20 protein-coding genes are annotated in these 20,151 nt (G+C 63.2%); 14 read left to right on the top strand and 6 right to left on the bottom strand.

The annotated features are described in order from the left end of the window. The first annotated feature begins 134 nt into the window (after positions 1 to 134). The 5 genes from V8Z78_RS11720 to V8Z78_RS11700 all read left to right on the top strand — a co-directional run bounded on the left by V8Z78_RS11720 (position 135) and on the right by V8Z78_RS11700 (position 4,012). Entirely contained in the window at positions 135 to 1,670 is a 1,536-nt protein-coding gene (locus tag V8Z78_RS11720; RefSeq protein WP_003061285.1) for a protein adenylyltransferase SelO, read from the top strand. Beyond that, on the top strand, positions 1,667 to 2,083 hold the full coding sequence (gene msrB / locus V8Z78_RS11715) for a peptide-methionine (R)-S-oxide reductase MsrB (protein ID WP_003061283.1): 417 nt from the start codon (positions 1,667 to 1,669) through the stop codon (positions 2,081 to 2,083). The genes V8Z78_RS11720 and msrB overlap by 4 nt, the downstream gene beginning before the upstream one ends. A 217-nt stretch (positions 2,084 to 2,300) precedes the next feature. Further along, on the top strand, positions 2,301 to 2,870 hold the full coding sequence (locus tag V8Z78_RS11710; protein WP_349731408.1) for a septation protein A: 570 nt from the start codon (positions 2,301 to 2,303) through the stop codon (positions 2,868 to 2,870). Then, positions 2,867 to 3,133, top strand: coding sequence for a BolA family protein (locus tag V8Z78_RS11705; protein WP_003061279.1), 267 nt, complete (start codon positions 2,867 to 2,869; stop codon positions 3,131 to 3,133). The genes V8Z78_RS11710 and V8Z78_RS11705 overlap by 4 nt, the downstream gene beginning before the upstream one ends. A 93-nt stretch (positions 3,134 to 3,226) precedes the next feature. Further along, complete coding sequence (locus tag V8Z78_RS11700; RefSeq protein ID WP_034358635.1) at positions 3,227 to 4,012, top strand: peptidylprolyl isomerase; 786 nt, start codon at positions 3,227 to 3,229, stop codon at positions 4,010 to 4,012. Between the two features lie 76 nt (positions 4,013 to 4,088). On the opposite strand, the gene V8Z78_RS11695 is transcribed toward V8Z78_RS11700, so the two are convergent. The 3 genes from V8Z78_RS11695 to V8Z78_RS11685 are packed head-to-tail and all read right to left on the bottom strand — an operon-like array spanning position 4,089 to position 6,472. Continuing rightward, the gene (locus V8Z78_RS11695; RefSeq protein WP_349731407.1) at positions 4,089 to 4,952 is read right to left on the bottom strand and encodes a hypothetical protein; all 864 of its coding nucleotides are present in this window, start codon (positions 4,950 to 4,952) and stop codon (positions 4,089 to 4,091) included. Then, the gene (locus V8Z78_RS11690; protein WP_003061273.1) at positions 4,949 to 5,536 is read right to left on the bottom strand and encodes a sigma-70 family RNA polymerase sigma factor; all 588 of its coding nucleotides are present in this window, start codon (positions 5,534 to 5,536) and stop codon (positions 4,949 to 4,951) included. The genes V8Z78_RS11695 and V8Z78_RS11690 overlap by 4 nt, the downstream gene beginning before the upstream one ends. A 39-nt stretch (positions 5,537 to 5,575) precedes the next feature. Further along, the gene (locus V8Z78_RS11685; protein ID WP_256630863.1) at positions 5,576 to 6,472 is read right to left on the bottom strand and encodes a hypothetical protein; all 897 of its coding nucleotides are present in this window, start codon (positions 6,470 to 6,472) and stop codon (positions 5,576 to 5,578) included. 403 nt (positions 6,473 to 6,875) lie between these two features. On the opposite strand from V8Z78_RS11685, the gene V8Z78_RS11680 reads away from it, so the two are divergent. Next, positions 6,876 to 8,168, top strand: a complete 1,293-nt coding sequence (locus V8Z78_RS11680; RefSeq protein WP_349731406.1) for a purine-cytosine permease family protein — start codon at positions 6,876 to 6,878, stop codon at positions 8,166 to 8,168. A gap of 65 nt (positions 8,169 to 8,233) precedes the next feature. On the opposite strand, the gene V8Z78_RS11675 is transcribed toward V8Z78_RS11680, so the two are convergent. Further along, positions 8,234 to 9,001, bottom strand: a complete 768-nt coding sequence (locus V8Z78_RS11675; protein ID WP_349731405.1) for an ankyrin repeat domain-containing protein — start codon at positions 8,999 to 9,001, stop codon at positions 8,234 to 8,236. Between the two features lie 124 nt (positions 9,002 to 9,125). Between V8Z78_RS11675 and V8Z78_RS11670 the strand changes: the two genes are divergently transcribed. Then, positions 9,126 to 9,599, top strand: a complete 474-nt coding sequence (locus V8Z78_RS11670) for an SH3 domain-containing protein (RefSeq protein WP_167003067.1) — start codon at positions 9,126 to 9,128, stop codon at positions 9,597 to 9,599. A 67-nt stretch (positions 9,600 to 9,666) separates the two neighbouring features. Here V8Z78_RS11670 and thiD read toward each other — a convergent pair whose 3' ends face one another. After that, positions 9,667 to 10,539 (bottom strand): bifunctional hydroxymethylpyrimidine kinase/phosphomethylpyrimidine kinase, encoded by an 873-nt coding sequence (thiD, locus tag V8Z78_RS11665; protein ID WP_349731404.1) that lies wholly within the window; start codon positions 10,537 to 10,539, stop codon positions 9,667 to 9,669. Between the two features lie 290 nt (positions 10,540 to 10,829). Between thiD and V8Z78_RS11660 the strand changes: the two genes are divergently transcribed. The 7 genes from V8Z78_RS11660 (at position 10,830) to V8Z78_RS11630 (ending at position 17,880) form a co-directional block, all read left to right on the top strand. Next, on the top strand, positions 10,830 to 11,924 hold the full coding sequence (locus tag V8Z78_RS11660; protein ID WP_080944408.1) for an FAD-dependent oxidoreductase: 1,095 nt from the start codon (positions 10,830 to 10,832) through the stop codon (positions 11,922 to 11,924). Between the two features lie 105 nt (positions 11,925 to 12,029). After that, complete coding sequence (gene thiS, locus V8Z78_RS11655) at positions 12,030 to 12,227, top strand: sulfur carrier protein ThiS (protein ID WP_003061260.1); 198 nt, start codon at positions 12,030 to 12,032, stop codon at positions 12,225 to 12,227. A 158-nt stretch (positions 12,228 to 12,385) separates the two neighbouring features. Next, on the top strand, positions 12,386 to 13,189 hold the full coding sequence (locus V8Z78_RS11650) for a thiazole synthase (RefSeq protein ID WP_003061258.1): 804 nt from the start codon (positions 12,386 to 12,388) through the stop codon (positions 13,187 to 13,189). 10 nt (positions 13,190 to 13,199) lie between these two features. Next, positions 13,200 to 14,141 (top strand): thiamine phosphate synthase, encoded by a 942-nt coding sequence (gene thiE, locus V8Z78_RS11645; protein ID WP_046460809.1) that lies wholly within the window; start codon positions 13,200 to 13,202, stop codon positions 14,139 to 14,141. A 327-nt stretch (positions 14,142 to 14,468) separates the two neighbouring features. Continuing rightward, positions 14,469 to 15,188, top strand: a complete 720-nt coding sequence (locus tag V8Z78_RS11640) for a Crp/Fnr family transcriptional regulator (RefSeq protein ID WP_034349335.1) — start codon at positions 14,469 to 14,471, stop codon at positions 15,186 to 15,188. A 279-nt stretch (positions 15,189 to 15,467) separates the two neighbouring features. Continuing rightward, complete coding sequence (locus tag V8Z78_RS11635) at positions 15,468 to 16,553, top strand: phosphotransferase (RefSeq protein ID WP_349731403.1); 1,086 nt, start codon at positions 15,468 to 15,470, stop codon at positions 16,551 to 16,553. Positions 16,554 to 16,605: 52 nt separating this feature from the next. Beyond that, entirely contained in the window at positions 16,606 to 17,880 is a 1,275-nt protein-coding gene (locus V8Z78_RS11630) for an acyl-CoA dehydrogenase family protein (RefSeq protein ID WP_034358531.1), read from the top strand. Between the two features lie 258 nt (positions 17,881 to 18,138). Here the strand turns inward: V8Z78_RS11630 and V8Z78_RS11625 are convergent, their stop codons facing one another. Next, complete coding sequence (locus V8Z78_RS11625; RefSeq protein WP_046460807.1) at positions 18,139 to 19,917, bottom strand: methyl-accepting chemotaxis protein; 1,779 nt, start codon at positions 19,915 to 19,917, stop codon at positions 18,139 to 18,141. Positions 19,918 to 20,151 lie beyond the last annotated feature (234 nt).

The following is a 20,151-nucleotide window of genomic DNA, read 5'->3' as shown; positions in this document are numbered from 1 at the left end:
GGACTGTCACCAATGCGTAACCTTGGCGACCTTTGTCTGCATCCTCCCTCTGAACGATGTGCGCGCACTCAGGGAAAAACCTAGGCTGCTCTCCAACGGAAACCGGCTCAACAACCCTGCAAACCCTGTCCTTGATGCTGCTCAAGCACAATGATTGCATGAGCGAATCCCCTGCCCCGCAATGGCGCAAGCCCGGCCGCTTCGAAGCTCTGGGCCCGGCTTTTTTCACCTATCTCCAACCCACGCCCGTGCCAGAGCCGCACTGGATTGCCGCCAGCGTCAGCACGGCCCGCTGGATGGGTCTGAACACCGAGTGGCTGCACAGCGCCGAAGCGCTGCAAATCCTCAGCGGCAATGCCGTCTCCGGCCATGGCAAAGGCGGCAGCAAGCCGCTGGCCACTGTCTATAGCGGTCACCAGTTCGGCGTCTGGGCCGGCCAGCTTGGCGATGGCCGTGCCATCCTGTTGGGCGAGACTGAGCAGGGCTTTGAAGTCCAGCTCAAGGGCGCTGGCCGCACCCCCTATTCACGCATGGGCGACGGCCGGGCCGTTCTGCGCTCGTCGATTCGCGAATTTCTCTGCAGCGAAGCCATGGCAGCCCTGGGCATTCCCACCACGCGAGCGCTGGCGCTGACGGGCTCGCCCCTGCCCGTGGCGCGCGAGACCATGGAAACTGCCGCCGTCGTGACCCGTGTGGCCGAAAGCTTCATCCGCTTCGGCCATTTCGAGCATTTCGCCGCGCGCGACATGCAGACCGAACTTAAAACCCTGGCCGATCTGGTCATAGACCAGCATTACCCGGAATGCCGCACGGCCGTTGCACTGAAAGGCAATCCCTATGCCAATTTTCTGCAGGCCGTGAGCGAGCGCACTGCCCGACTGATGGCCCAGTGGCAAGGCGTGGGCTTTTGCCATGGTGTGATGAATACCGACAATATGAGCATTCTGGGCCTGACCATCGACTACGGCCCCTTCCAGTTTCTCGATGCCTTCGACCCCGGCCATATCTGCAACCACAGCGACAGCCAGGGCCGCTATGCCTTTAACCGCCAGCCCCAGGTGGCCTACTGGAATCTCTACTGCCTGGGCCAGGCCTTGCTGCCGCTGATCGGCGACGAAGAGCTGACGATTGCTGCGCTGGAGTCCTACAAGACCGTCTTCCCCGCCGCCTATGCGCGCCAGATGCTGGCCAAGCTGGGCCTGCCCGAAAACGAGGCCGGCACGCCTGCCACCGAAGGCCGCTTTGCGCAGCTGGTCAACCCGCTGCTGCAGATCCTGGCCGACAGCAAGGTGGACTACACCATCTTTTTCAGCCGCCTGACCGATGCTGTTGCACAAAGGCAGGAAACGAAAATCGACTTTGAGCCACTGCGTGACATCATTCTTGACCGGGCCAGCTTTGATGCCTGGTCACTCACTTATTCAGAGCAGCTGGCGCAAGTGGACAAAGCACAGACCGTCGATTTGATGCAAAAATCCAATCCGCGCTTTGTGCTGCGCAACCATCTGGGCGAAACCGTGATTCGCGCCGCCCAGGCCGGTGACTTCGCCCCGGTGCAGCAGATGCTGGCCGTGTTGCAGACGCCTTATGACTCGCACCCGGACCACGCCGACTGGGCCGGCTTCCCGCCCGACTGGGCTTCCTCGATTGAAATCAGCTGTTCATCATGAGCTTTCCTGTCCAGAAATCCGACCAAGAATGGCAAGCCCTGTTGCAGGACAAGGGCGCCGAAGCTGCGGCCTTCCAGGTCACACGCCACGCAGCCACCGAGCGACCTTTCACCGGCAAATACGAGCAGTTCTGGGCCGATGGCAGCTACCACTGCATCTGCTGCGGCAACAAGCTGTTCGACTCCCATACCAAGTTTGACGCCGGCTGCGGCTGGCCCAGCTTTGACCAGGCCCTGCCCGGTGCCATCACCAATATCGTGGACCGCAGCCATGGCATGGTGCGCACCGAGACGGTATGCAGCAACTGCGGGGCCCATCTGGGCCATGTCTTTCCCGACGGCCCCACCGACACCGGCCTGCGCTACTGCATGAACTCGGCCTCGCTGGATTTCCAGGACGAGCCCCCAAAATAAGAGCTGGCAAGGCTTGAGCAGCAAGGGCCGCGCGGCTTCGGGCCGGGCTCACTGCGCCGGCCTTGCACATCAGCTTTGATAGCTGAATCCGTCCGGCGTACAAGGCTTTGCCCACGGTAAGACCCGCGCTTTGGTGCATGATGCGACTTTGCTCGCAGCACCGGGAACCTTGTCGGTACTGCACAGTCTGAATTTCAGAACGACTACCATTTCGCGCATGAAGCTGCTGATTGATTTCTTCCCCATCATCCTGTTTTTCGTGGCCTTCAAGGTCTGGGGCATCTACACCGCCACGGCCGTGGCCATTGCCGCCACCGTGGCGCAGATCGCCTATCTGCGCTTCAAGACCGGCAAGATCGAACCCATGCAATGGATGAGCCTCGGCGTCATCGTGCTGTTTGGCGGCGCCACTTTGCTGGCCCATGACGACAACTTCATCAAATGGAAGCCCACGGTGCTTTACTGGCTCATGGGCGGCGCGCTGCTGATCGGTCAGCTGGTGTTCAAAAAGAACCTGCTGCGCTCCGTCATGGGCGCGCAGCTGCAACTGCCCGACGCCATCTGGCTCAAACTCAACTGGGCCTGGACTGCTTTCTTCGCCGCCATGGGCGGACTCAACATCTGGGTAGCCTATAACTTCGACACCGATACCTGGGTCAACTTCAAGCTGTTTGGCGGCATGGGACTGATGGTGGTGTTTGTGATTGCACAAGCCATCTACATGAGCCGCTACCTGCCCCAGGACGACGTGCCAAACGCAGCCGAAGCCAAGGACAAGCAGCCATGAGCGTGACCATCAGTGCCCAGGCCATGGACGCCGCCCTGCGCCAGCGTCTGGCCCCGACCCGACTCGAAGTCATCGACGAGAGCTATCAGCATGCCGGTCATGCCGGCGCCAACGACAGCGGTGTGGGCACGCATTTTCGCGTGCGCATCGCCGGCCCTGCCTTTGATGGAAAAACCCGCGTGGCACGCCACCGCCTTGTGTATGATGCACTGCAAGACTTCATTGACCAGGGTGTTCATGCCATCGCCATTGAAGTACTTTGAGAACGCACTGTTCTGACCACAGGCTCCTTGACGGGAGCCTGTTGCGTATGGACTGAACTTCACTCACTTTTCTCAATCACAACTCGAATGAGCATGAAACAAAAGCAACTGGCCCGCATCGTGGCCGCCGCTGTTCTGGGCGCAGCCGCCCTGTCCGCCTCGGCCCAGAATGTGGCCATCGTCAATGGCAAGGCCGTTCCCATGGCCCGCGTCAATGCCTTGAAGACCCAGATCGAAGCCAGCGGCCAGCCCGTTGTGCCCGAGATGGAAAAGATGATCAAGGATGAAGTCATCGCGCGTGAAATCTTCATGCAGGAAGCCAACCGCCGCGGTCTGGCCGGCTCCGAAGCCTACAAGCAGCAGATGGAAATGGCACGCCAGACCGTGCTGATCCGCGCGCTGTTTGACGACTTCCGCAAGAAAAACCCCGTGACCGATGCCGAAGCCAAGGCCGAGTACGACAAATTCGTCGCTGCCAATGGCGGCAAGGAATACAAGGCCAGCCACATCCTGGTGGAGTCCGAAGACCGCGCCAAGGCCATCATTGCCGAGGTGAAGGCCGGCAAGAAGTTTGAAGACATCGCCAAGAAGGAATCCAAGGATCCCGGATCGGGTGCCCGTGGCGGTGATCTGGACTGGGCCAACCCCAACAATTACGTACCCGAGTTCACCGAAGCCCTGATCAAGCTCAAGAAGGGCGAGATGACCGACGCGCCCGTCAAGAGCCAGTTCGGCTGGCACATCATCCGCATGGATGACGAGCGCCAGGCCGAAATGCCCAAGTTTGAAGATGTCAAACCCCAGATCACGCAACAGCTGCAGCAGCAAAAAGAGCAGCAGTTCCAAGATCAGCTGCGCAAAAGCGCAAAAATCCAGTAACATGATCTAACGTCAGTACCCAAAAGTACTGGCCAGACCATCACCCAAGCCCGCGTCAAGCGGGCTTTTTTTTGTCTCACTGTGGCGGATATGCTATATATTTAGAAGCATCCTGCCCAGACTTGGCATCATCCGGCTGCGTTTCCCCATGCTTTCGCGGGCGGCAATCCAGCGGCTTGCCTGCGATGCCTGAGGCTTTGTCCGCCCCCTCTTTTGCAGCTTGCGTGTTGCCATGCACCTCGGCCGTCAAGGGGCATAGCGGCAATTGCGCGCTTGACCTGGAGATCTGCGGCGCCATGGCCTCCGCCGTGGCAGCAGGTTCTGTGGTCTCATCGCTGCGGGATGGCGCTTTGGCAGCCGGCTTTGCGGAGCGCGCCAGGCTGGCAGAGGCTGCCGCACCCGGGGCCGGAGCAACCTCTGGCCGCAGCACAGGGGCTGATGCAGCTATAGATGCTTCCATATCCATAGCTTCTGGTGTTTTCCCAGCCTGGATTCGAGTCTTTTTTTCCGTGGATTTCTGCGCCAGCGCCGCCGCGCCCGGAGCCGATTCCACCAGGGCGGCGCGATCCGCACCCTCAACTGCCGGAGCCGGCTGCGATTCAGCTGGCTGGGCCACTGCTTCGGCCCTGGAATCTCGCTCGCCCTCCTTGTCCGGCCCACTCCACCAGGCGGCGTGCTGCAGCATCAGCCAGCCCACCAGTCCGACGGCCGCCAGTCCGCCCAGCGCATGACGCAGCCAGAAGCGGTCATTGGCGGCAGGCTTGTCCATAGGCTCCGTGGGCTCCTGCCCCACAGCAGCCGCGCGCTGGCGTGCGCGCTTGAGGATGGCTGCGCTGCTTTGCGCACTGGGGCCACGATCCTCTGCCACGGCCTCGTGGTAGAGCTCGCGCATCGCATCGGGCTTGTCGTCGCCAGACGGGTTTTCGGGGTGCATATTCATGCCAGTTCCTCCAGCGCGGCGCGTAGTTTGGCACGCGCATAGCGCAAGCGGCTTTTGGCCGTTTCCTCGGCAACGCCGGTGGCCTGGGCAATTTCGGCCAGCGTCAGATCAGCCTCGACCTGCAGCAGAAAACACTCGCGCTGCTCGGCCGGGAGCCGGGCCAGCGCTGCCAGGATGGCCTGGGCCATGAGTTGACGATCGAGATGCTGCTCGGGCTCGAAGCCCGAGGCAGCAAACAGGCTTTCGGCCAGCCGCATGGACTCTTGCGTGTCTGCCGACAGGCTGATGCCCGGCCGCTGCCTGCGCCAGTGATCGACCAGGCGGTTGTGCGCCATGGTGAACAGCCAGGTCGTGAACCTGCTGCGCACCTCATAGCGGCAGGCGCAGTCCACGACGGTAAGCCAGAGGTCTTGCGCCAGATCGTCGGCCAGCGCCGCATCGCCCGTGTTGCGATAGAAATAGCGCCATATGCGCAGGCTGTGCCGGGCATAAAGCGTCTCGAACGCCGTGGCCTGCCCTGCGGCATAGCTGCGCATCAGGGCTTCATCGGCGAGTTGGGCTTGGGCAAGCGGCGGTGCAAGCATGCCCGCGATTATGCAAACTCCGACGACAGCGCAATCAACTCAGTTGCGGGGTGGATCCGGCACAAAGCCGTTGTCCCCGGGAAAAGGATTGGGCGCGCGCGGCTGGGACGGCCGTGGACGGGGCTCGCGAATCACGCCTCTGGCGACCAGGTTGGCATAGCTGTCGTAGCGGATGCGCACCATCTGCCGGGGCTGGTCTGTATCGGCCTCGAAGTCCACCTGGGTGACTTGCGAGCGCTCCACCGCGCCATGGCCCGTGCCTAGCGAGGGGGTCGGCGAGGCCTGTGGCGCACGGCGCTCGGCGCTGCGGCTCTTGCTGGCGGCCTGAGGCACGGCGACATCCGCCGCTGCAGATTCAGCCGCCGAGGCACTGGCCTGCGCTTGCGGCTCATGGAGCGGCCCCTGGTAGGCAGCAGGCTCGGGCAGCTTTTCGCGGTACAGCGCAACTCCGATCACGCCCACATCCTGCGGCCTGCCGGTTCTGGCGGCATAGGACATATCGCTTTCGGAGAAATAAAACGCAGCCACGTTGTCATTGCTCTTGCGCCAGCCCCGCACGTCGTAGCTGTCGCCCGCATCCAGCACATAGCCGCCTTCGGCGCGGGAGCTCGCCGTGCGGCCGTTGATGGCATTGACCCCGTCGACGCTGATGACGCCCATGATGCGGCGGCTCTCGAAGTTGCGGATGCGCACCGCGTAATTGGCACCGGGGCGGCCCACCACCCACAGCTCGCCCTCGTGGCTGTACTGGGGCAGTACCCGGCCCGTGGCGCGTTCGACGATGCTGATCTGGGCCAGCTTTGGGTTGCCGCGCATCCAGGCCGAAGCCGGCGTGGCGGCCACCATCGCGGCAGCGCAGAGCAGCGAAGCGCGCAGCAAACGGCCGCGCGACAGCAAGAAACCAGGAACCGGGGGTTCGATAGGGACAGACAACATGGACAAGGCCTCCTCAAGATACAGCCACAGCGGCTGAAACAAACTTGTCGGAGGCTGAAACGCAGCAGCAGACGCAACGGGGTCAAGACAGGCACTTTGATTTGCAAGCATTTGCAACACAGCTTTGCGCTGCAGTTCTGCCCCGCCGCAGCATGTCTGGCACAATCGCGCTCGCTGCAGCCCAAGGCAGGCAGCAATGCTGGGGGTGTCCTGACCATGACCGGTCAGGGCTGAGAGAGTCCCTTTGAACCTGATTGCGCAAGCGGTGTCTTGACCACCGCTTGCCCGAGATCATCCTCGCGCAGGGAAGCTGTCCAAGGTGTCAGACCGCGACTGGCCATGTCTTTGCTGGCTCACCGCGCAAACCATGCGGCCCCTGCTTCGTTTTTCTGGCGGAGCATTCATGAATTCATCTTCTTCCACATCGGCCAATCGGGCCCTGGCCCCGGTGACGGCTAAGGAGCGCGTCTTTGCCTGGCGCGACCATGCCTCGCTGTGGTTCAGTCTGGGCGTTGGCCTGCTGGTCATGCAGATGGGCGCCTATCTGCTGCCTGCGCTCAGCCCGCTGCATGCGCTGATTGCGATAGCCATCGGCTCCCTGATCGGAGCCGGCCTGCTGGGCTGGGTGGGCAAGCTGGGCTGCGACAGCGGCCTGTCCAGCGCCGGGCTGATGCACAGTGTCTACGGCCGCCGCTTCGCACGACTGCCTATCGTGCTCAACATCATCCAGCTGCTGGGCTGGGGCAGTTTCGAGCTGGTGGTGATGCGTGACGCGACCGTGGCGCTGGGCAAACAAAGCGGCATCATGGGCGCTGCCCATTGGCCCTGGCTGGCCACGCTGCTCTGGGGTGGCGTGATCCTGCTGCTGATGAGCGGCTCCATGACCACCCTGGTGCGCCGCATCATTTCGCGCGTGGCCTTGCCGCTGGTGATTGCCTCGCTGCTGTGGCTGAGCTGGCAATTCCTCAAAATGGCCGGCGCCACCGGCCTGGGCAACTTGATGGCCCGCGAAGGTGCAGGCGGCATGAGCATGCTCGGCGCCGTCGATCTGGTGATCGCCATGCCCATCAGTTGGCTGCCGCTGGTGGCCGACTATGCGCGCCACGGCAAAAGCGGAAAGTCCGCGCTGACGGGCGCCTGGACCGGCTTTGCCCTGGCCAATATCTGGTGCTACTCCCTGGGCGTGCTGGTGGCCCTGACCCTGCCCAGCGAAGACCTGGTCACGGCCCTGCTGCTGGCCCAGGGCGGGCTGATTGCGCTGTCGCTGATTCTGATCGACGAGGTGGACAACGCCTATGGCGATGCTTACTCGGGCGCCATGTCGGCCCACAGCCTGCAACCGCGCTGGAGCATTCGCCGTTGGGGCCTGCTGATCGCGGCCCTGTGCACGGCGCTGGCCATGGTACTGCCCATGCACAGTCTGGAACCGTTTTTGCTGTTGCTCAGCTCCTGCTTTGTGCCGCTGTTCGGCGTGATGCTGGGTCGCCTGGCCTTTGGCACCGATGCCGTACAACTGATGCAAAAAGCGCCCGCCGTGCGCTGGGATGCCGTGTCCATCTGGGTGCTGGGGATTGCCTTCTATCACCTGCTGCCCTATGTCAGCACGGCCCTGGGCTCGGCCCTGCCCACGCTGGCACTGACCTTTGCGATGGCAGTCGCCACACGCCAGCTGCAGCCACGCTCCGTTGCCGCCTGAGAAAAAATCAAATTCAATAGCAACAAGCGCCTTTTAACAGAGCGCTTCAGCCATTTTTCTGCTTTTTACCTGGCGCCCGCCGCCTGCAGCAGCTGCACCACGGCCTGCTGCCCGCGCTGGCGTGCATGGGCCAGGGCCGTCACCCCATCCTTGTCGGGCAGATTCAGATCCGCCTTCGCGTCGATCAAGGCCTGGATGATGGCCTGATGGCGCGGCCCGCCGTCGCTGAGCACCACGGCCTCCATCAGGCAGGTCCAGCCCAGCCGGTTGACATGGTTCACATCCACACCAGCGGCGATCAGCGCCTGCGCCGTTTCCAGATGGCCGCGCTCGCAGGCCGGAATCAGGGCCGTGCCGCCATAGCGGTTGGTGCTCTTGAGATCAGCGCCATAGGAAATCGTCATGCGCACAATCTCCAGCCGGCCCTGCGCGCCGGCCAGCAGATAGGCGCTGTCCTGCATCTGGTTCTGGATATTGGGGCTGGCACCATGCATCAGCAGCGAACGTGCCACCTCGATATGGTTGGCTGCCGTGGCCAGCAGCAACGGGGTATTGCCTCGGGCGTCCTGCACGTCGACGGGCGCGTTGCCAGCCAGCAGATTGCGCACCGCAACGGCATCGCCCTGCGCGGCAGCGGCCAGCAATTGCTGGCCTAGCATCTGCGGGTCACCGGCTTTTGCCGCCGCAGCAGCGGCAGGTGTTGCAGCGGCAGCATTCGCCGACGAGCCGCTCTGGCAGGCCGTGAGCAGCGTCACTGCGGCCGAAGCCGTCAATGCAATCGTCAATCGGGTAGTCAACGAGGCGCTCCCACGGGCGCGGACTGGCTGGTTCATGGCATTCCTTGATGGCTGGCTGGGTGTTCAGCCCCTGTCAGCTTTCTACAGGAACTATAGCTAACCACGCAAGTCCGATGAGGGTTACAGCATGTTTTCAATCGATAAAAGGAGAATCTGCCCCGTGTCTTGCAACCGCTGGATCCGCACCGCCGCCACTTCAAGCCTGATCGCGCTGGGTGCGCTCACCGCCGGCCTGCTGCCGGCCCTCGCACAAGCCCAGGAATTCGTCAGCATCAAGGGCAAGACCGTGAATGTGCGCGAGCAGCCCAACACCCGCTCCGCCACCCTCTGGGAACTGAGCAAGGGCTACCCGCTGCAAGTGACCCAGCGCAAAGGCCAGTGGCTGCGTGTGAAGGACTATGAGTCCACACTGGGCTGGGTCCACGCCCCGCTGACCAGCAAGAGCCCGCATATGGTGGTGACGGCACGCACGGCCAATCTGCGCTCCGGCCCCGGCCAGAAGCACAGCCGGGTAGGCAAGCTGGAACAAAATGAAGTGTTGCAGACGCTGAAAAAGCAAGGTAGCTGGGCCCAGGTCCAGCGCAGCAACGGCCAGAGCGGCTGGGTCGCCAAGAATCTGGTCTGGGGCTGGTAAGCTCGGCAACAGGCGCCCGAAAAGGCAAAGGCCTGCAGCTGCAGGCCTTTCTTGCGAGTGTCGGCAATCAGCCTTCGACGATCAGCTGCGCGCGCGGCGCATAGCCGTGGTTGAGGGGGCCGTGGCCCTGGCCGGTGTAGACCTCGGCTCCCGCCTCGATGGCGCCCAGAATATAGCGCCGCGCCTCGGTCACCGCGACCTCCAGCGCCAGCCCCTGGGCCAGGAAGGAGGCAATCGCCGACGAAAGCGTGCAGCCCGTGCCATGGCCGTTATGGGTGACGATGCGCTGCGACTGCAGACGCAGATAGTCGCTGGCCTGCTGACCTTGCCGGCCCAGCACATCCATGACCAGATCACCGCTCAGATGCCCGCCCTTGAGCAATACCGCAGGCGCGCCCATGGCCAGCAGATCGGCCACGGCCGCATCCAGCGCTCCAATGCCGTCGATGTTGCGACCCAGCAGCAAAGCTGCTTCATCCAGATTGGGGGTAATCACCGTCGCCAGCGGGAACAGCTCCTGCACCAGCGCCTGGGCCGTCTCGGGAACGATCAGGCGGTCGCCGCTGGTGGCCACCATCACGGGGTCCAGCACCACGTTCCTGATCCGGTGGCGACGGATCGCATCCGCCACGACGCTCACCACATCGGGGGTGGCCAGCATGCCGATCTTGACGGCATCGACGCCTATGTCCTGCACAACGGCATCGATCTGGCCGCGCACGGTATCCAGCGGAATGCCGTGAATGCCCGTCACGCCGAGCGTGTTCTGCACGGTGATGGCCGTGATCGCCGTCATGCCGTAGCAGCCAAGAGCCGCACAGGTCTTAAGGTCGGCCTGGATGCCGGCGCCACCGCCGCTGTCCGAGCCGGCGATGGAGAGCACGCGTGCATAGCGCTTTTTTGCGGCGCCGGAGATGGAGGAAGAAGCAATCACTGTCATGGCAAAAATTATCGCCCATGCGCATGGTCAATGCGTGCTGTTTGCGGTTGTGCTGTAATGTCCAACGGACGAAACAGGGGTGTCCCGCAGGCAAGCAGCCTGTGCGGACTGAGAAACACCCTGGGGCTGCGCCAGCTGCCGGCTGCGCACCAGAGCACCATCCGTGCCCTGTGCCCCCTGCACCCGATCCAGGTCATGCTGGCGTGGGGAGTTTCACAAGCCGCAAGGCATGCCGCGTTTTGTCCTGCACATGGCCCTGTTCCTGTGTCCGGATGGAAAACGATTTGCACATGTCATTGCTACAAGCTTCTTCAAAGATCGCAATTCTCGGCGGCGGCCTCATGGGCCGTCTGCTGGCTCTGGCCCTGGCCCAGCGCGGTCACGCCATCGACCTCTATGACGCCCATGGCCCGCAAGGCGATGGTGCTGCGGCGCGCGTGGCGGCTGCCATGCTGGCGCCGCTGGCCGAGTCGGCCATTACCGAGCCCGGCGTGGTGCGCATGGGCCAGCATGGGCTCAAGCGCTGGCCCGAGCTCATAGCTCAGCTCGAGCAGCATGTGTTTCTGCAGCAAAACGGCACGCTGATTCTCTGGCACCGCCAGGATCAGGGCGATGCGGCGCGCTTTTTCGGTCTGCTGGAGAAAAACCGGCGCATCAACCCCAGCCTGCCGGCCATGCAGGAGAAGACCGGCGCGGCGCTGCAGGACTGCGAGCCCGCGCTGCAGGGACGCTTCAACCAGGCCGTCTATCTGCCCGGCGAAGGCCAGCTCGACAACCGTCAGCTGCTGACGGCGCTGGTCGACAAGCTCAGCGCCCTGGGCGTGCAGCTGCACTGGGACAGCCCGCGCGAGGTCGGCGACTTACGTCCCGGCGAGGCCGGCCAGCCCGACTTCGTGTTCGACTGCCGGGGCCTGGGTGCCCGCAGCCAATGGAAGCAGCTGCGCGGCATTCGCGGCGAGGTGGTGCGCATCCATGCGCCCGAAGTCACGCTGCAGCGCCCCACACGCCTGATCCATCCACGCTACCCCATCTATATCGCGCCCAAGGAAGACCATCTGTTCGTGATTGGCGCGACCGAGATCGAATCCGACGATATGTCGCCGGCCAGCGTGCGCTCCACGCTGGAGCTGCTGAGCGCGGCCTATACCGTGCACTCGGGCTTTGCCGAAGGCCGGATTGTGGAGATCGCCACCCAGTGCCGCCCCACCCTGCCCGATAATCTGCCCGCCGTGCGCCTGCTGACGCCGCGCGTCATGGAAGTCAACGGCCTCTACCGCCACGGCTTCATGATCTCGCCCGCCATGCTCGACGTGGTGCTGGAGCTGGTGGACCGCAACGACTCGCCGCTGGCGCGCGAGTTCGATGTCGCCGTGCATCGCGGCTGAGCCGCGAGCCCGAACTTTGGCGCACAGCACTTGCACCTCCTGCGCACGCAAGCGCCGCCGTGCAGAGGTTTAACTTAGCACCCGCTTTATTTTCTGTTTCATGCCATGAAGATCACCCTCAACCAGCAAGCCACCGAGCTGCAAGCCCATGCCACCGTGGCCGATGCGCTGGCGCAGATGCAGGCCAAGCCCCCGTTTGCCGTGGCGGTCAACACGGTGTTTGTGCCCAAGACGCAGTACGCCGACCATGCGCTCAACGAGGGCGACAGGATGGAAGTCATCTCTCCAGTGACAGGCGGCTAGGAATGACCTCCCTGAGTCGCTTCGCGCCTTCCCCCTGGGGGCGACACCCTCGCGGCGAGGCGGCTCTTGCTCGGTGTCACTGACTGGGCACATGTCTGTTTGAGGCTCACTGGGCTTCACACGCATTGCGGTACAAAGACAAGAGATATAGATAAATCATGAATACAAAAACCACCGACGACACCCTGGTTCTCTACGGCCAACGTTTTGAAAGCCGCTTGCTGCTGGGCACCTCGCGCTATCCCTCGCCCGCCATTCTCGAAGCGGCTGTGGAGCGTTCCAGGCCCGCCATGGTCACGGCCTCGTTGCGCCGCCAGGGCAGCAATGCGGCCGAGACCGGCGCCAGCTTCTGGGAACTGCTGCGCAAGCTCAACGTGCCCGTGCTGCCCAACACGGCAGGCTGCATGACCATCCAGGAAGCCGTGACCACGGCCCAGATGGCGCGTGAAGTCTTCGACACACCCTGGATCAAGCTGGAGCTGATCGGCGACGACTACACGCTGCAGCCCGACACGCTCAACCTGGTGGAGGCTGCCTCTATCCTCATCAAGGACGGTTTCCAGGTCCTGCCCTACACCACCTACGACCTGGTGCTGTGCCAAAAACTGGTCGACGTGGGTTGCCAGGCCGTCATGCCCTGGGCTGCGCCCATAGGCACCGGCCGCGGCCCCATCAACCCCTATGCCATGCAGATGCTGCGCGAGCGCCTGAAGGTGCCGCTGATCGTCGATGCCGGCCTGGGCCGTCCCTCCCATGCCTGCACCGTGATGGAATGGGGTTATGACGCCGTGCTGCTGAACACCGCCGTGGCCCTGTCCGAAGACCCCGTAGCCATGGCCGGCGCATTCTCCGATGCCGTCAATGCCGGTCACGCCGCCTGGCGCGCTGGCGCCATGGCCGAACAGAACGCCGCCCAGCCCAGCACGCCCGTGCTGGGCACCCCTTTCTGGCATCAGGAATAAAGGCCGGCCCATGGACTCCGCAGAAATCAAGGCCCTGGCGCAAGCCATCGTCCACCAGCACTGTGCCCATTTTGGCGCCCAGTTGCACCACGATGCCAACTCGGTCGAGCTGACGCCCCAGCCCGTGCCGCCCGCGCTGCGCCAGGAGCCCGCCTATCTGGCTGCGCTGGAAGCCTGCAGCGAGCTGGGCTTTATCGCCGTGGATGCACAAACACTGGCCCAGGCCTGGCAGTGCCAGAGCGAACGCAACAATCATTTCGATGTCACCCACTGGCCCGACGACCCACGCGACTTCGGTCTCGGCAAGGCCGACCCGGCACTGGCTTTTGCCCATTGCCCGCGCGAGCTGGGCCTGTATGGCGTGCTGCCCACGGCCGAATGGGTGGGCCGCATGGCCCGCGCGGGCGTGCCCACGGTGCAGCTGCGCTTCAAATCCGGCGACCAGGCCGCCGTGGCCCGTGAAGTTAAGGCTGCTGTCGAAGCCGTCAAGGGCACGCAGGCACGCCTGTTCATCAACGACCACTGGCAGGCTGCGCTGGACGCAGGCGCCTACGGCATCCATGTGGGTCAGGAAGATCTGGACGTGATCGGCCAGCGCGATCTGCAGACCATCCGCAACTCGGGCACACGCTTGGGCGTCTCCACCCATGGCTACGCCGAGATGGTGCGCGCCCATGCGGTCCAGCCCAGCTATATCGCCCTGGGCGCCGTATTCCCAACCACGCTCAAGAAGATGGCGACTGCCCCGCAAGGTCTGGCGCGTCTGGCGGCCTATGTGCGACTGATGCAGCAATACCCGCTGGTGGCGATTGGCGGCATTTCCGAGGACCTGTTCCCCGCCGTGCGTGCCACGGGCGTGGGCTCGGTAGCCGTGGTGCGCGCCCTGGTCAACGCCCCCGATCCGGAAGCCGCCGCCCAACATCTGCTGCAGCGCATGCAGGCCGCAGCCTGAGCGCATCTACCTCCGACTCAATAGCTGCCAGCGCTTGATATAGGTGCCGGCAGCTTTTTTTTACTGCATGCTCAACGACTGCAGCAGTGCCGAACATGCCTGGTGCACGAAACTCCGGAAATGACAAGATTGAATGCCCGCAGCCAGCGGGCATTTTTGCTGGCAGCCGCTGTGCAGACCGCATATCTGCTGGGTTTTCTTGATCGGCGCAAGCCCTGTTCGCGGTAAAAGCGGACGCACAGGTGACAACCCTGAGTCCCGCAGTTGCGGCACAGCCGGTCCCACACGCGACAATGGGGCGGTTACCAGTCACGCATAAGACAGAACATGGACGAGCCAATTCTTAGTATGGAAGAACGTGAGGCGATCAACTCTGGTCGCTGGTTTTCATCCCTTTCGCCCTCTTTGCGGCACGACATTCTTCGATGCGCTTACGTCAAACGATACAAAGATGGCATGCTCATCTGCGCTCGCGGCGAACCGCCCGAGGAGTGGATTGCCTGTGCACGTGGAGCGGTGCGGGTCAGCTCCACCTCCATCACGGGCAAGCAGATCACGCTGACCTATGTGGAGCCGGGCATCTGGTTCGGGGATGTGGCGATTCTGGATGGCGACAAGCGCACGCACGACGCCTATGCACATGGCGAGACCACGTTGCTGTGCGTCTCCAAGGCGGACTTCAAGCGCATTCTGGCAGAGCATGTGGAGTTTTCCGAAGCGATCTTGCGCCTCAATGCGCGCCGCGTGCGTCAGCTCTACGGCCTGGTGGAAGACCTCAACACCTTGCCGCTGCGCGCGCGCCTGGCCAAGCAGCTGTTGCACCTGACACGCAGCTATGGCGTGATGAGCCTGTCGGACAGCAACGAGATCCGCATCGGCCTGCATCTGGCGCAGGAAGAGCTGGCGCAGCTGCTGGGTGCCTCGCGTCAGCGCGTGAACCAGGAACTCAAGTCCATGGAACGCGAGGAAGTCATTCGCATCGAGCCGGGTGGCCTCATCGTGCGCGACCGGGTGACGCTGCTGCGTATTGCAGACACGGATCACTGACCCCCCTGAGCCGCTTTGCCGGGGGCGGCCCCGCCGCTTCCCCCCAAGGGGGGACGACATCTTCGCTGCGGGGCGGCCCTTGCTTGATGTCTCACTCTTGGGCTGCGCCTGTTTTCGGGGCAGCTATCTTTGGCCGTCCTCAGCGTTCACGCTTTCTTGCATCTTCGCCGCGCGTTCTGCGGCAACTCCCCCCCTTTCACGCATTCGCTCGCTGCACTTTTGTGCGGCGTGGCGGGCTGCGCCTTGCCCATCACAAATCGAACAAAGGACTGAGACAGCATGAGCACTTATGAGCATTTCGTCGGCACCCGCGCGGTTTCCGATCAGCATGCGTTTGATACCAATGCCATGACCGACTGGATGAGCCGTCATGTCCAAGGCTTTGGAGGTCCACTGCAGGTGGAGATGTTCAAGGGCGGCCAGTCCAACCCCACCTACAAGCTGATCACGCCCGGCAAAAGCTATGTGATGCGCGCCAAGCCCGGTCCCGTGGCCAAGCTGCTGCCTTCGGCCCATGCGATCGAGCGCGAATACCGCGTGATGAAGGGCCTGGCCGGCACAGATGTGCCCGTGCCGCATATGTATGCGCTGTGCGAGGATGAATCCGTCATCGGCCGCGCCTTCTACATCATGGAGTTCATGGAAGGCCGCGTGCTCTGGGACCAGTCCCTGCCCGGCATGACGCCTGCGCAACGCGCCGAGATCTACGACGAGATGAACCGCGTGATCGCGGCCCTGCACAGCGTGAAGTTTGCCGAGCGCGGCCTGGCCGACTACGGCAAGAGCGGCAATTACTTCGAGCGCCAGATCGGTCGCTGGAGCAAGCAGTATGTGGCCTCCGTCACCCAGCCGATTCCCGAGATGGACAAGCTGATGGAGTGGCTGCCCGCCCATATGCCGGCCAGCGCGCGCGACGAGGGACGTGTCTCCATCGTGCATGGCGACTACCGTCTGGACAACCTGATGTTCCACCCCACCGAGCCGCGCGCGATCGCCGTGCTGGACTGGGAACTGTCCACGCTGGGTCATCCGCTGGCCGACTTCAGCTACCACTGCATGAGCTGGCATATACCGGCCGAGCTGGGCCGCGGCATCGCGGGGCTGGACATCGCGGGCCTGGGCATCCCTGCCGAGCACGATTACATCCAGCGCTACTGCCAGCGCACCGGCATTGCCGATGTGGCCACGCTGCAGCGCGACTGGAACTTCTACCTGGCCTACAACATGTTCCGCATCGCGGCCATCCTGCAAGGCATTGCCAAGCGCGTCGAGGCCGGAACGGCCTCCAGCGCCCAGGCCAAGGCCTCGGGCGACACCGCCCGCCCCATGGCCGAGCTGGCCTGGTCCTTTGCTCAGCGCGCCTGACTTTTTATCCACCACCACGCAACTTGACCGTCCCACAATAAAAGGAGCACTCATGGACTTCGACTACTCGCCCAAAACCAAGGACTTGCAGCAACGCCTGCTCAAGTTCATGGACGAACACATCTACCCGGCGGAAAAGGAGTATGCCGAGGAGATGCAGGCCAACACGGCCGCCGGCAAGCGCTGGACGCCGCTGCAAACCATTGAAAAGCTCAAGCCCAAGGCCCAGGCCGCGGGCCTGTGGAATCTGTTCCTGCCCGTGGACAGCGCCGAAGCCTCGGGCTACCACGGCGCGGGCCTGACCAACCAGGAATACGCACCGCTGGCCGAAATCATGGGCCGCGTGCCATGGGCTTCCGAAGTCTTCAACTGCTCCGCGCCGGACACCGGCAATATGGAGACCATTGCCCGCTACGGCAGTGCCGAGCTCAAGGAGCGCTGGCTCAAGCCCTTGCTGGAAGGCAAGATCCGCTCGGCCTTCGCCATGACCGAGCCCGAAGTCGCCTCCTCCGACGCCACCAATATCTGCACGCGCATCGAGCGCCAGGGCGACGAATACGTGATCAACGGCCACAAGTGGTGGATCTCGGGTGCCGGCGACCCTCGCTGCCAGGTCTTCATCACCATGGGCAAGACCGACCCCGAAGCGGCCAAGCATTCGCAGCAGAGCATGATCATCATCCCGGCCGATGCCAAGGGCATCCGCATCGAGCGCCCGCTGAACGTGATGGGCTATGACGATGCGCCCCACGGCCATATGGAGATGTATTTCGAGAACGTGCGCGTTCCCGTCGGCAATATTTTGCTGGGCGAAGGGCGCGGCTTCGAGATCGCCCAGGGCCGCCTGGGCCCGGGCCGCATTCACCACTGCATGCGACTGATCGGCCTGGCCGAGCGCGCGCTGGAGCTGATGTGCAAGCGCGCCAGCAGCCGCGTGGCCTTCGGCAAGAGCGTGGCCCAGCAGACCGTGACGCAGGAGCGCATTGCAGAAGCGCGCTGCAAGATCGACATGGCGCGCCTGCTCACGCTCAAGGCCGCCTGGCTGATGGACGTGGCCGGCAACAAGGTGGCCAGGACCGAGATCGCCATGATCAAGGTCGTCGCCCCCAGCATGGCCTGCCAGGTTATAGACTGGGCCATGCAGGTCCACGGTGGAGGCGGCATGTGCGACGACTTCCCGCTGGCCTATGCCTATGCCGCAGCACGCACGCTGCGCTTTGCCGACGGCCCCGACGAGGTGCACCGCAACGCGATCGCCAAATGGGAGCTGGGCAAATACGGCAGCTACGGCAAGAACGCCGAAGTGCCCATCACGCGCGGCGGCTGATGCGAGGCGGCAAGAGCGGATCACGCCGCTCCTGCTCCCCGGAAACAAAAACACCCCGTCAGCCACGGCTGCGGGGTGTTTTTGTTTCGAAGGCAGGCTTGTTACTCGCTATCAACAAAGAAGCTTATACCGCCTTATATCAAAGGATTTCAGATGAAAAACATATTGAAATTCAATGAATAAATACGATAGAAGCTCCTTAATCAATAGCAAAATAGCTAACAACACCAGGCCCGGCACCGCACGCCCGTACCGGACTTAGAAGCTCTCCCACTCGCCATCGTCTGCCGTTGCTACCTTTTGCGGCTGGGGCGCTGCTGCGCTTTTCGCGGGGCTCAGGACCGGCGGCTTGCTCCCCGCCGACATCGCCGGGCGCTTGAGCGCAGCCGACGGGGCCTTGAGCGGGGCCGAAACCTTGATCGCAGCCCTGGCAGGCGCGGACTTGAGCGCCGCAGGCGCCAGGGCTGGCGTGGCTTGCAGACCGGACTGGGCGCCGAGCTTGAAGAAGCTCACCGTCTCGGCCAGCGCGGCGGCCTGGCTACGCAGCGCGTCGGTCGCGGCTGCGGCCTCCTCCACCAGGGCAGCGTTCTGCTGGGTCATCTGATCCATCTGCGTCACAGCCTGGGTGACCTGCTCGATGCCCGAGGTCTGCTGGTGGCTGGCCACCGAGATCTCACCCATGATGTCGGTGACACGGCGCACGCTCATCACGATCTCGTCCATGGTCCTGCCGGCCTCGTCGACCTGGGTGCTGCCTTCCTGCACCTTGCTCACGGAGTCGTCGATCAGCTGCTTGATCTGCTTGGCCGCCTCTGCCGAGCGCTGGGCCAGGGTGCGCACTTCGGAGGCCACCACGGCAAAGCCACGGCCCTGGTCACCCGCACGGGCCGCTTCCACCGCCGCGTTCAGCGCCAGGATATTGGTCTGGAAGGCGATGGAGTCGATCACGCCGATGATGTCCACGATCTTGCGCGAGGAATCGTTGATGGCCGACATGGTCTGCACCACCTGGGCCACGGTGGCTCCACCGCGTACGGCTACCTGGGACGCTGCAGACGCCATCTGATTGGCCTGCTGGGCATTGCCGGCGTTCTGCTGCACGGTGGCGGTCAGCTCTTCCATCGAGGCCGCCGTCTGCTCCAGCGAGCTGGCCTGCTCTTCGGTGCGTGAAGACAGATCCTGGTTGCCACTGGCAATCTGGCTGCTGGCCGAGGCAATCGAGTCCGTGCCCTGGCGCACCTGACCCACGATGCGCTGCAGGCTGGTGTTCATGTCCTTGAGCGCCTGCAGCAGCTGGCCCACCTCATCCTGGCTTTGCACGGTGATGCTGGCGCTCAGATCGCCCGCAGCCACGGACTGGGCCAGTTGAACGGCCGACTGCAAAGGACGCGAGATGGAGCGTGCGATCAGCACCGCCAGCGCCACGCCGATGACGATGGAGCCCAGCAGCAGCGCCATCACCCACCAGCGGGCAGCGGCATACAGGTCATCGCCGGCCTGATTGGTTTCCTCGGTCGCCTGATGGTTGATCTCGCTGAGAGCATCCAGACGTGTATTGATGCCGCGGCTGATCTTGAGCGACTCGCCGCGCAAGATTTCGCTGGCCTCATCGTTGAGCAGCTTGTGCGACAGATCCACCACCTTGGCCGTCTGCACGGCATAGGCCTTGAGCTCCTCGCCGATTTCGGCCAGCAGGGCTCGCTCCTTGTCGGTTCTCACGTACTTGGCATACGACTGCTGGTTCTGGACCAGCTCGTCCCAGAGCTTGGGCATGCTCTTGTCATAGACCGCCATTTCCTCGGACGACTGCGCCATCACATGCTGCATGGTCTGCGAGCGATAGCGCTGAAGCTGATAACGCATGTCCTGCAGGTTGCGGGCCGCCGGCAGCCACTGGCGCGCCAGATCGGTGGCCGTGGCATTGACACGCTCCATCTGGACCAGGCCATACAGACCCGATACCGCACTGATCAGCAGGATCAGCACAAAAGACACCAGCAGCTTGTTGGCCAGCTTGAGGTTGCGAAAGAAGTTCATGGGGGAATTGGGCGCCTGGGCGACCTGCAAGGTCTGGCACCTGCGAGATGGGATATAGGGAAAACTGCCTGAAAGCGCGTACACACTGCGCGCGCCTGCGAATTCTATTCAGAATTTGTTACTTCGAGTAACGGCATCCATGAATAAAACCGATGGTGGTATCAGGGGCATAGCTGGGTTCAAAAAGACACCCCGATGAAGCACTCAAAAACCCTGTCGAAGGCCATTGCATCC

The organism is Comamonas sp. wu1-DMT, assembly GCF_040187805.1.
In the GTDB taxonomy this organism is placed as follows: domain Bacteria; phylum Pseudomonadota; class Gammaproteobacteria; order Burkholderiales; family Burkholderiaceae_C; genus Comamonas; species Comamonas thiooxydans.
This window is presented reverse-complemented; position numbering and strand designations above follow the sequence as displayed.

What these genes read in the sequence shown, in the direction of transcription:
- V8Z78_RS11685 (WP_256630863.1), bottom strand. Translation starts at nt 6,472, where the DNA reads ATGTTGTCTGTCCCTATCGAACCCCCGGTTCCTGGTTTCTTGCTGTCG.
- V8Z78_RS11640 (WP_034349335.1), top strand. Translation starts at nt 14,469, where the DNA reads ATGGACGAGCCAATTCTTAGTATGGAAGAACGTGAGGCGATCAACTCT.
- V8Z78_RS11690 (WP_003061273.1), bottom strand. Translation starts at nt 5,536, where the DNA reads ATGCTTGCACCGCCGCTTGCCCAAGCCCAACTCGCCGATGAAGCCCTG.
- V8Z78_RS11660 (WP_080944408.1), top strand. Translation starts at nt 10,830, where the DNA reads ATGTCATTGCTACAAGCTTCTTCAAAGATCGCAATTCTCGGCGGCGGC.
- thiS (WP_003061260.1), top strand. Translation starts at nt 12,030, where the DNA reads ATGAAGATCACCCTCAACCAGCAAGCCACCGAGCTGCAAGCCCATGCC.
- V8Z78_RS11630 (WP_034358531.1), top strand. Translation starts at nt 16,606, where the DNA reads ATGGACTTCGACTACTCGCCCAAAACCAAGGACTTGCAGCAACGCCTG.
- V8Z78_RS11625 (WP_046460807.1), bottom strand. Translation starts at nt 19,917, where the DNA reads ATGAACTTCTTTCGCAACCTCAAGCTGGCCAACAAGCTGCTGGTGTCT.
- V8Z78_RS11710 (WP_349731408.1), top strand. Translation starts at nt 2,301, where the DNA reads ATGAAGCTGCTGATTGATTTCTTCCCCATCATCCTGTTTTTCGTGGCC.
- V8Z78_RS11695 (WP_349731407.1), bottom strand. Translation starts at nt 4,952, where the DNA reads ATGAATATGCACCCCGAAAACCCGTCTGGCGACGACAAGCCCGATGCG.
- V8Z78_RS11720 (WP_003061285.1), top strand. Translation starts at nt 135, where the DNA reads ATGCTGCTCAAGCACAATGATTGCATGAGCGAATCCCCTGCCCCGCAA.
- msrB (WP_003061283.1), top strand. Translation starts at nt 1,667, where the DNA reads ATGAGCTTTCCTGTCCAGAAATCCGACCAAGAATGGCAAGCCCTGTTG.
- V8Z78_RS11705 (WP_003061279.1), top strand. Translation starts at nt 2,867, where the DNA reads ATGAGCGTGACCATCAGTGCCCAGGCCATGGACGCCGCCCTGCGCCAG.
- V8Z78_RS11635 (WP_349731403.1), top strand. Translation starts at nt 15,468, where the DNA reads ATGAGCACTTATGAGCATTTCGTCGGCACCCGCGCGGTTTCCGATCAG.
- V8Z78_RS11700 (WP_034358635.1), top strand. Translation starts at nt 3,227, where the DNA reads ATGAAACAAAAGCAACTGGCCCGCATCGTGGCCGCCGCTGTTCTGGGC.
- thiE (WP_046460809.1), top strand. Translation starts at nt 13,200, where the DNA reads ATGGACTCCGCAGAAATCAAGGCCCTGGCGCAAGCCATCGTCCACCAG.
- thiD (WP_349731404.1), bottom strand. Translation starts at nt 10,539, where the DNA reads ATGACAGTGATTGCTTCTTCCTCCATCTCCGGCGCCGCAAAAAAGCGC.
- V8Z78_RS11650 (WP_003061258.1), top strand. Translation starts at nt 12,386, where the DNA reads ATGAATACAAAAACCACCGACGACACCCTGGTTCTCTACGGCCAACGT.
- V8Z78_RS11675 (WP_349731405.1), bottom strand. Translation starts at nt 9,001, where the DNA reads ATGAACCAGCCAGTCCGCGCCCGTGGGAGCGCCTCGTTGACTACCCGA.
- V8Z78_RS11680 (WP_349731406.1), top strand. Translation starts at nt 6,876, where the DNA reads ATGAATTCATCTTCTTCCACATCGGCCAATCGGGCCCTGGCCCCGGTG.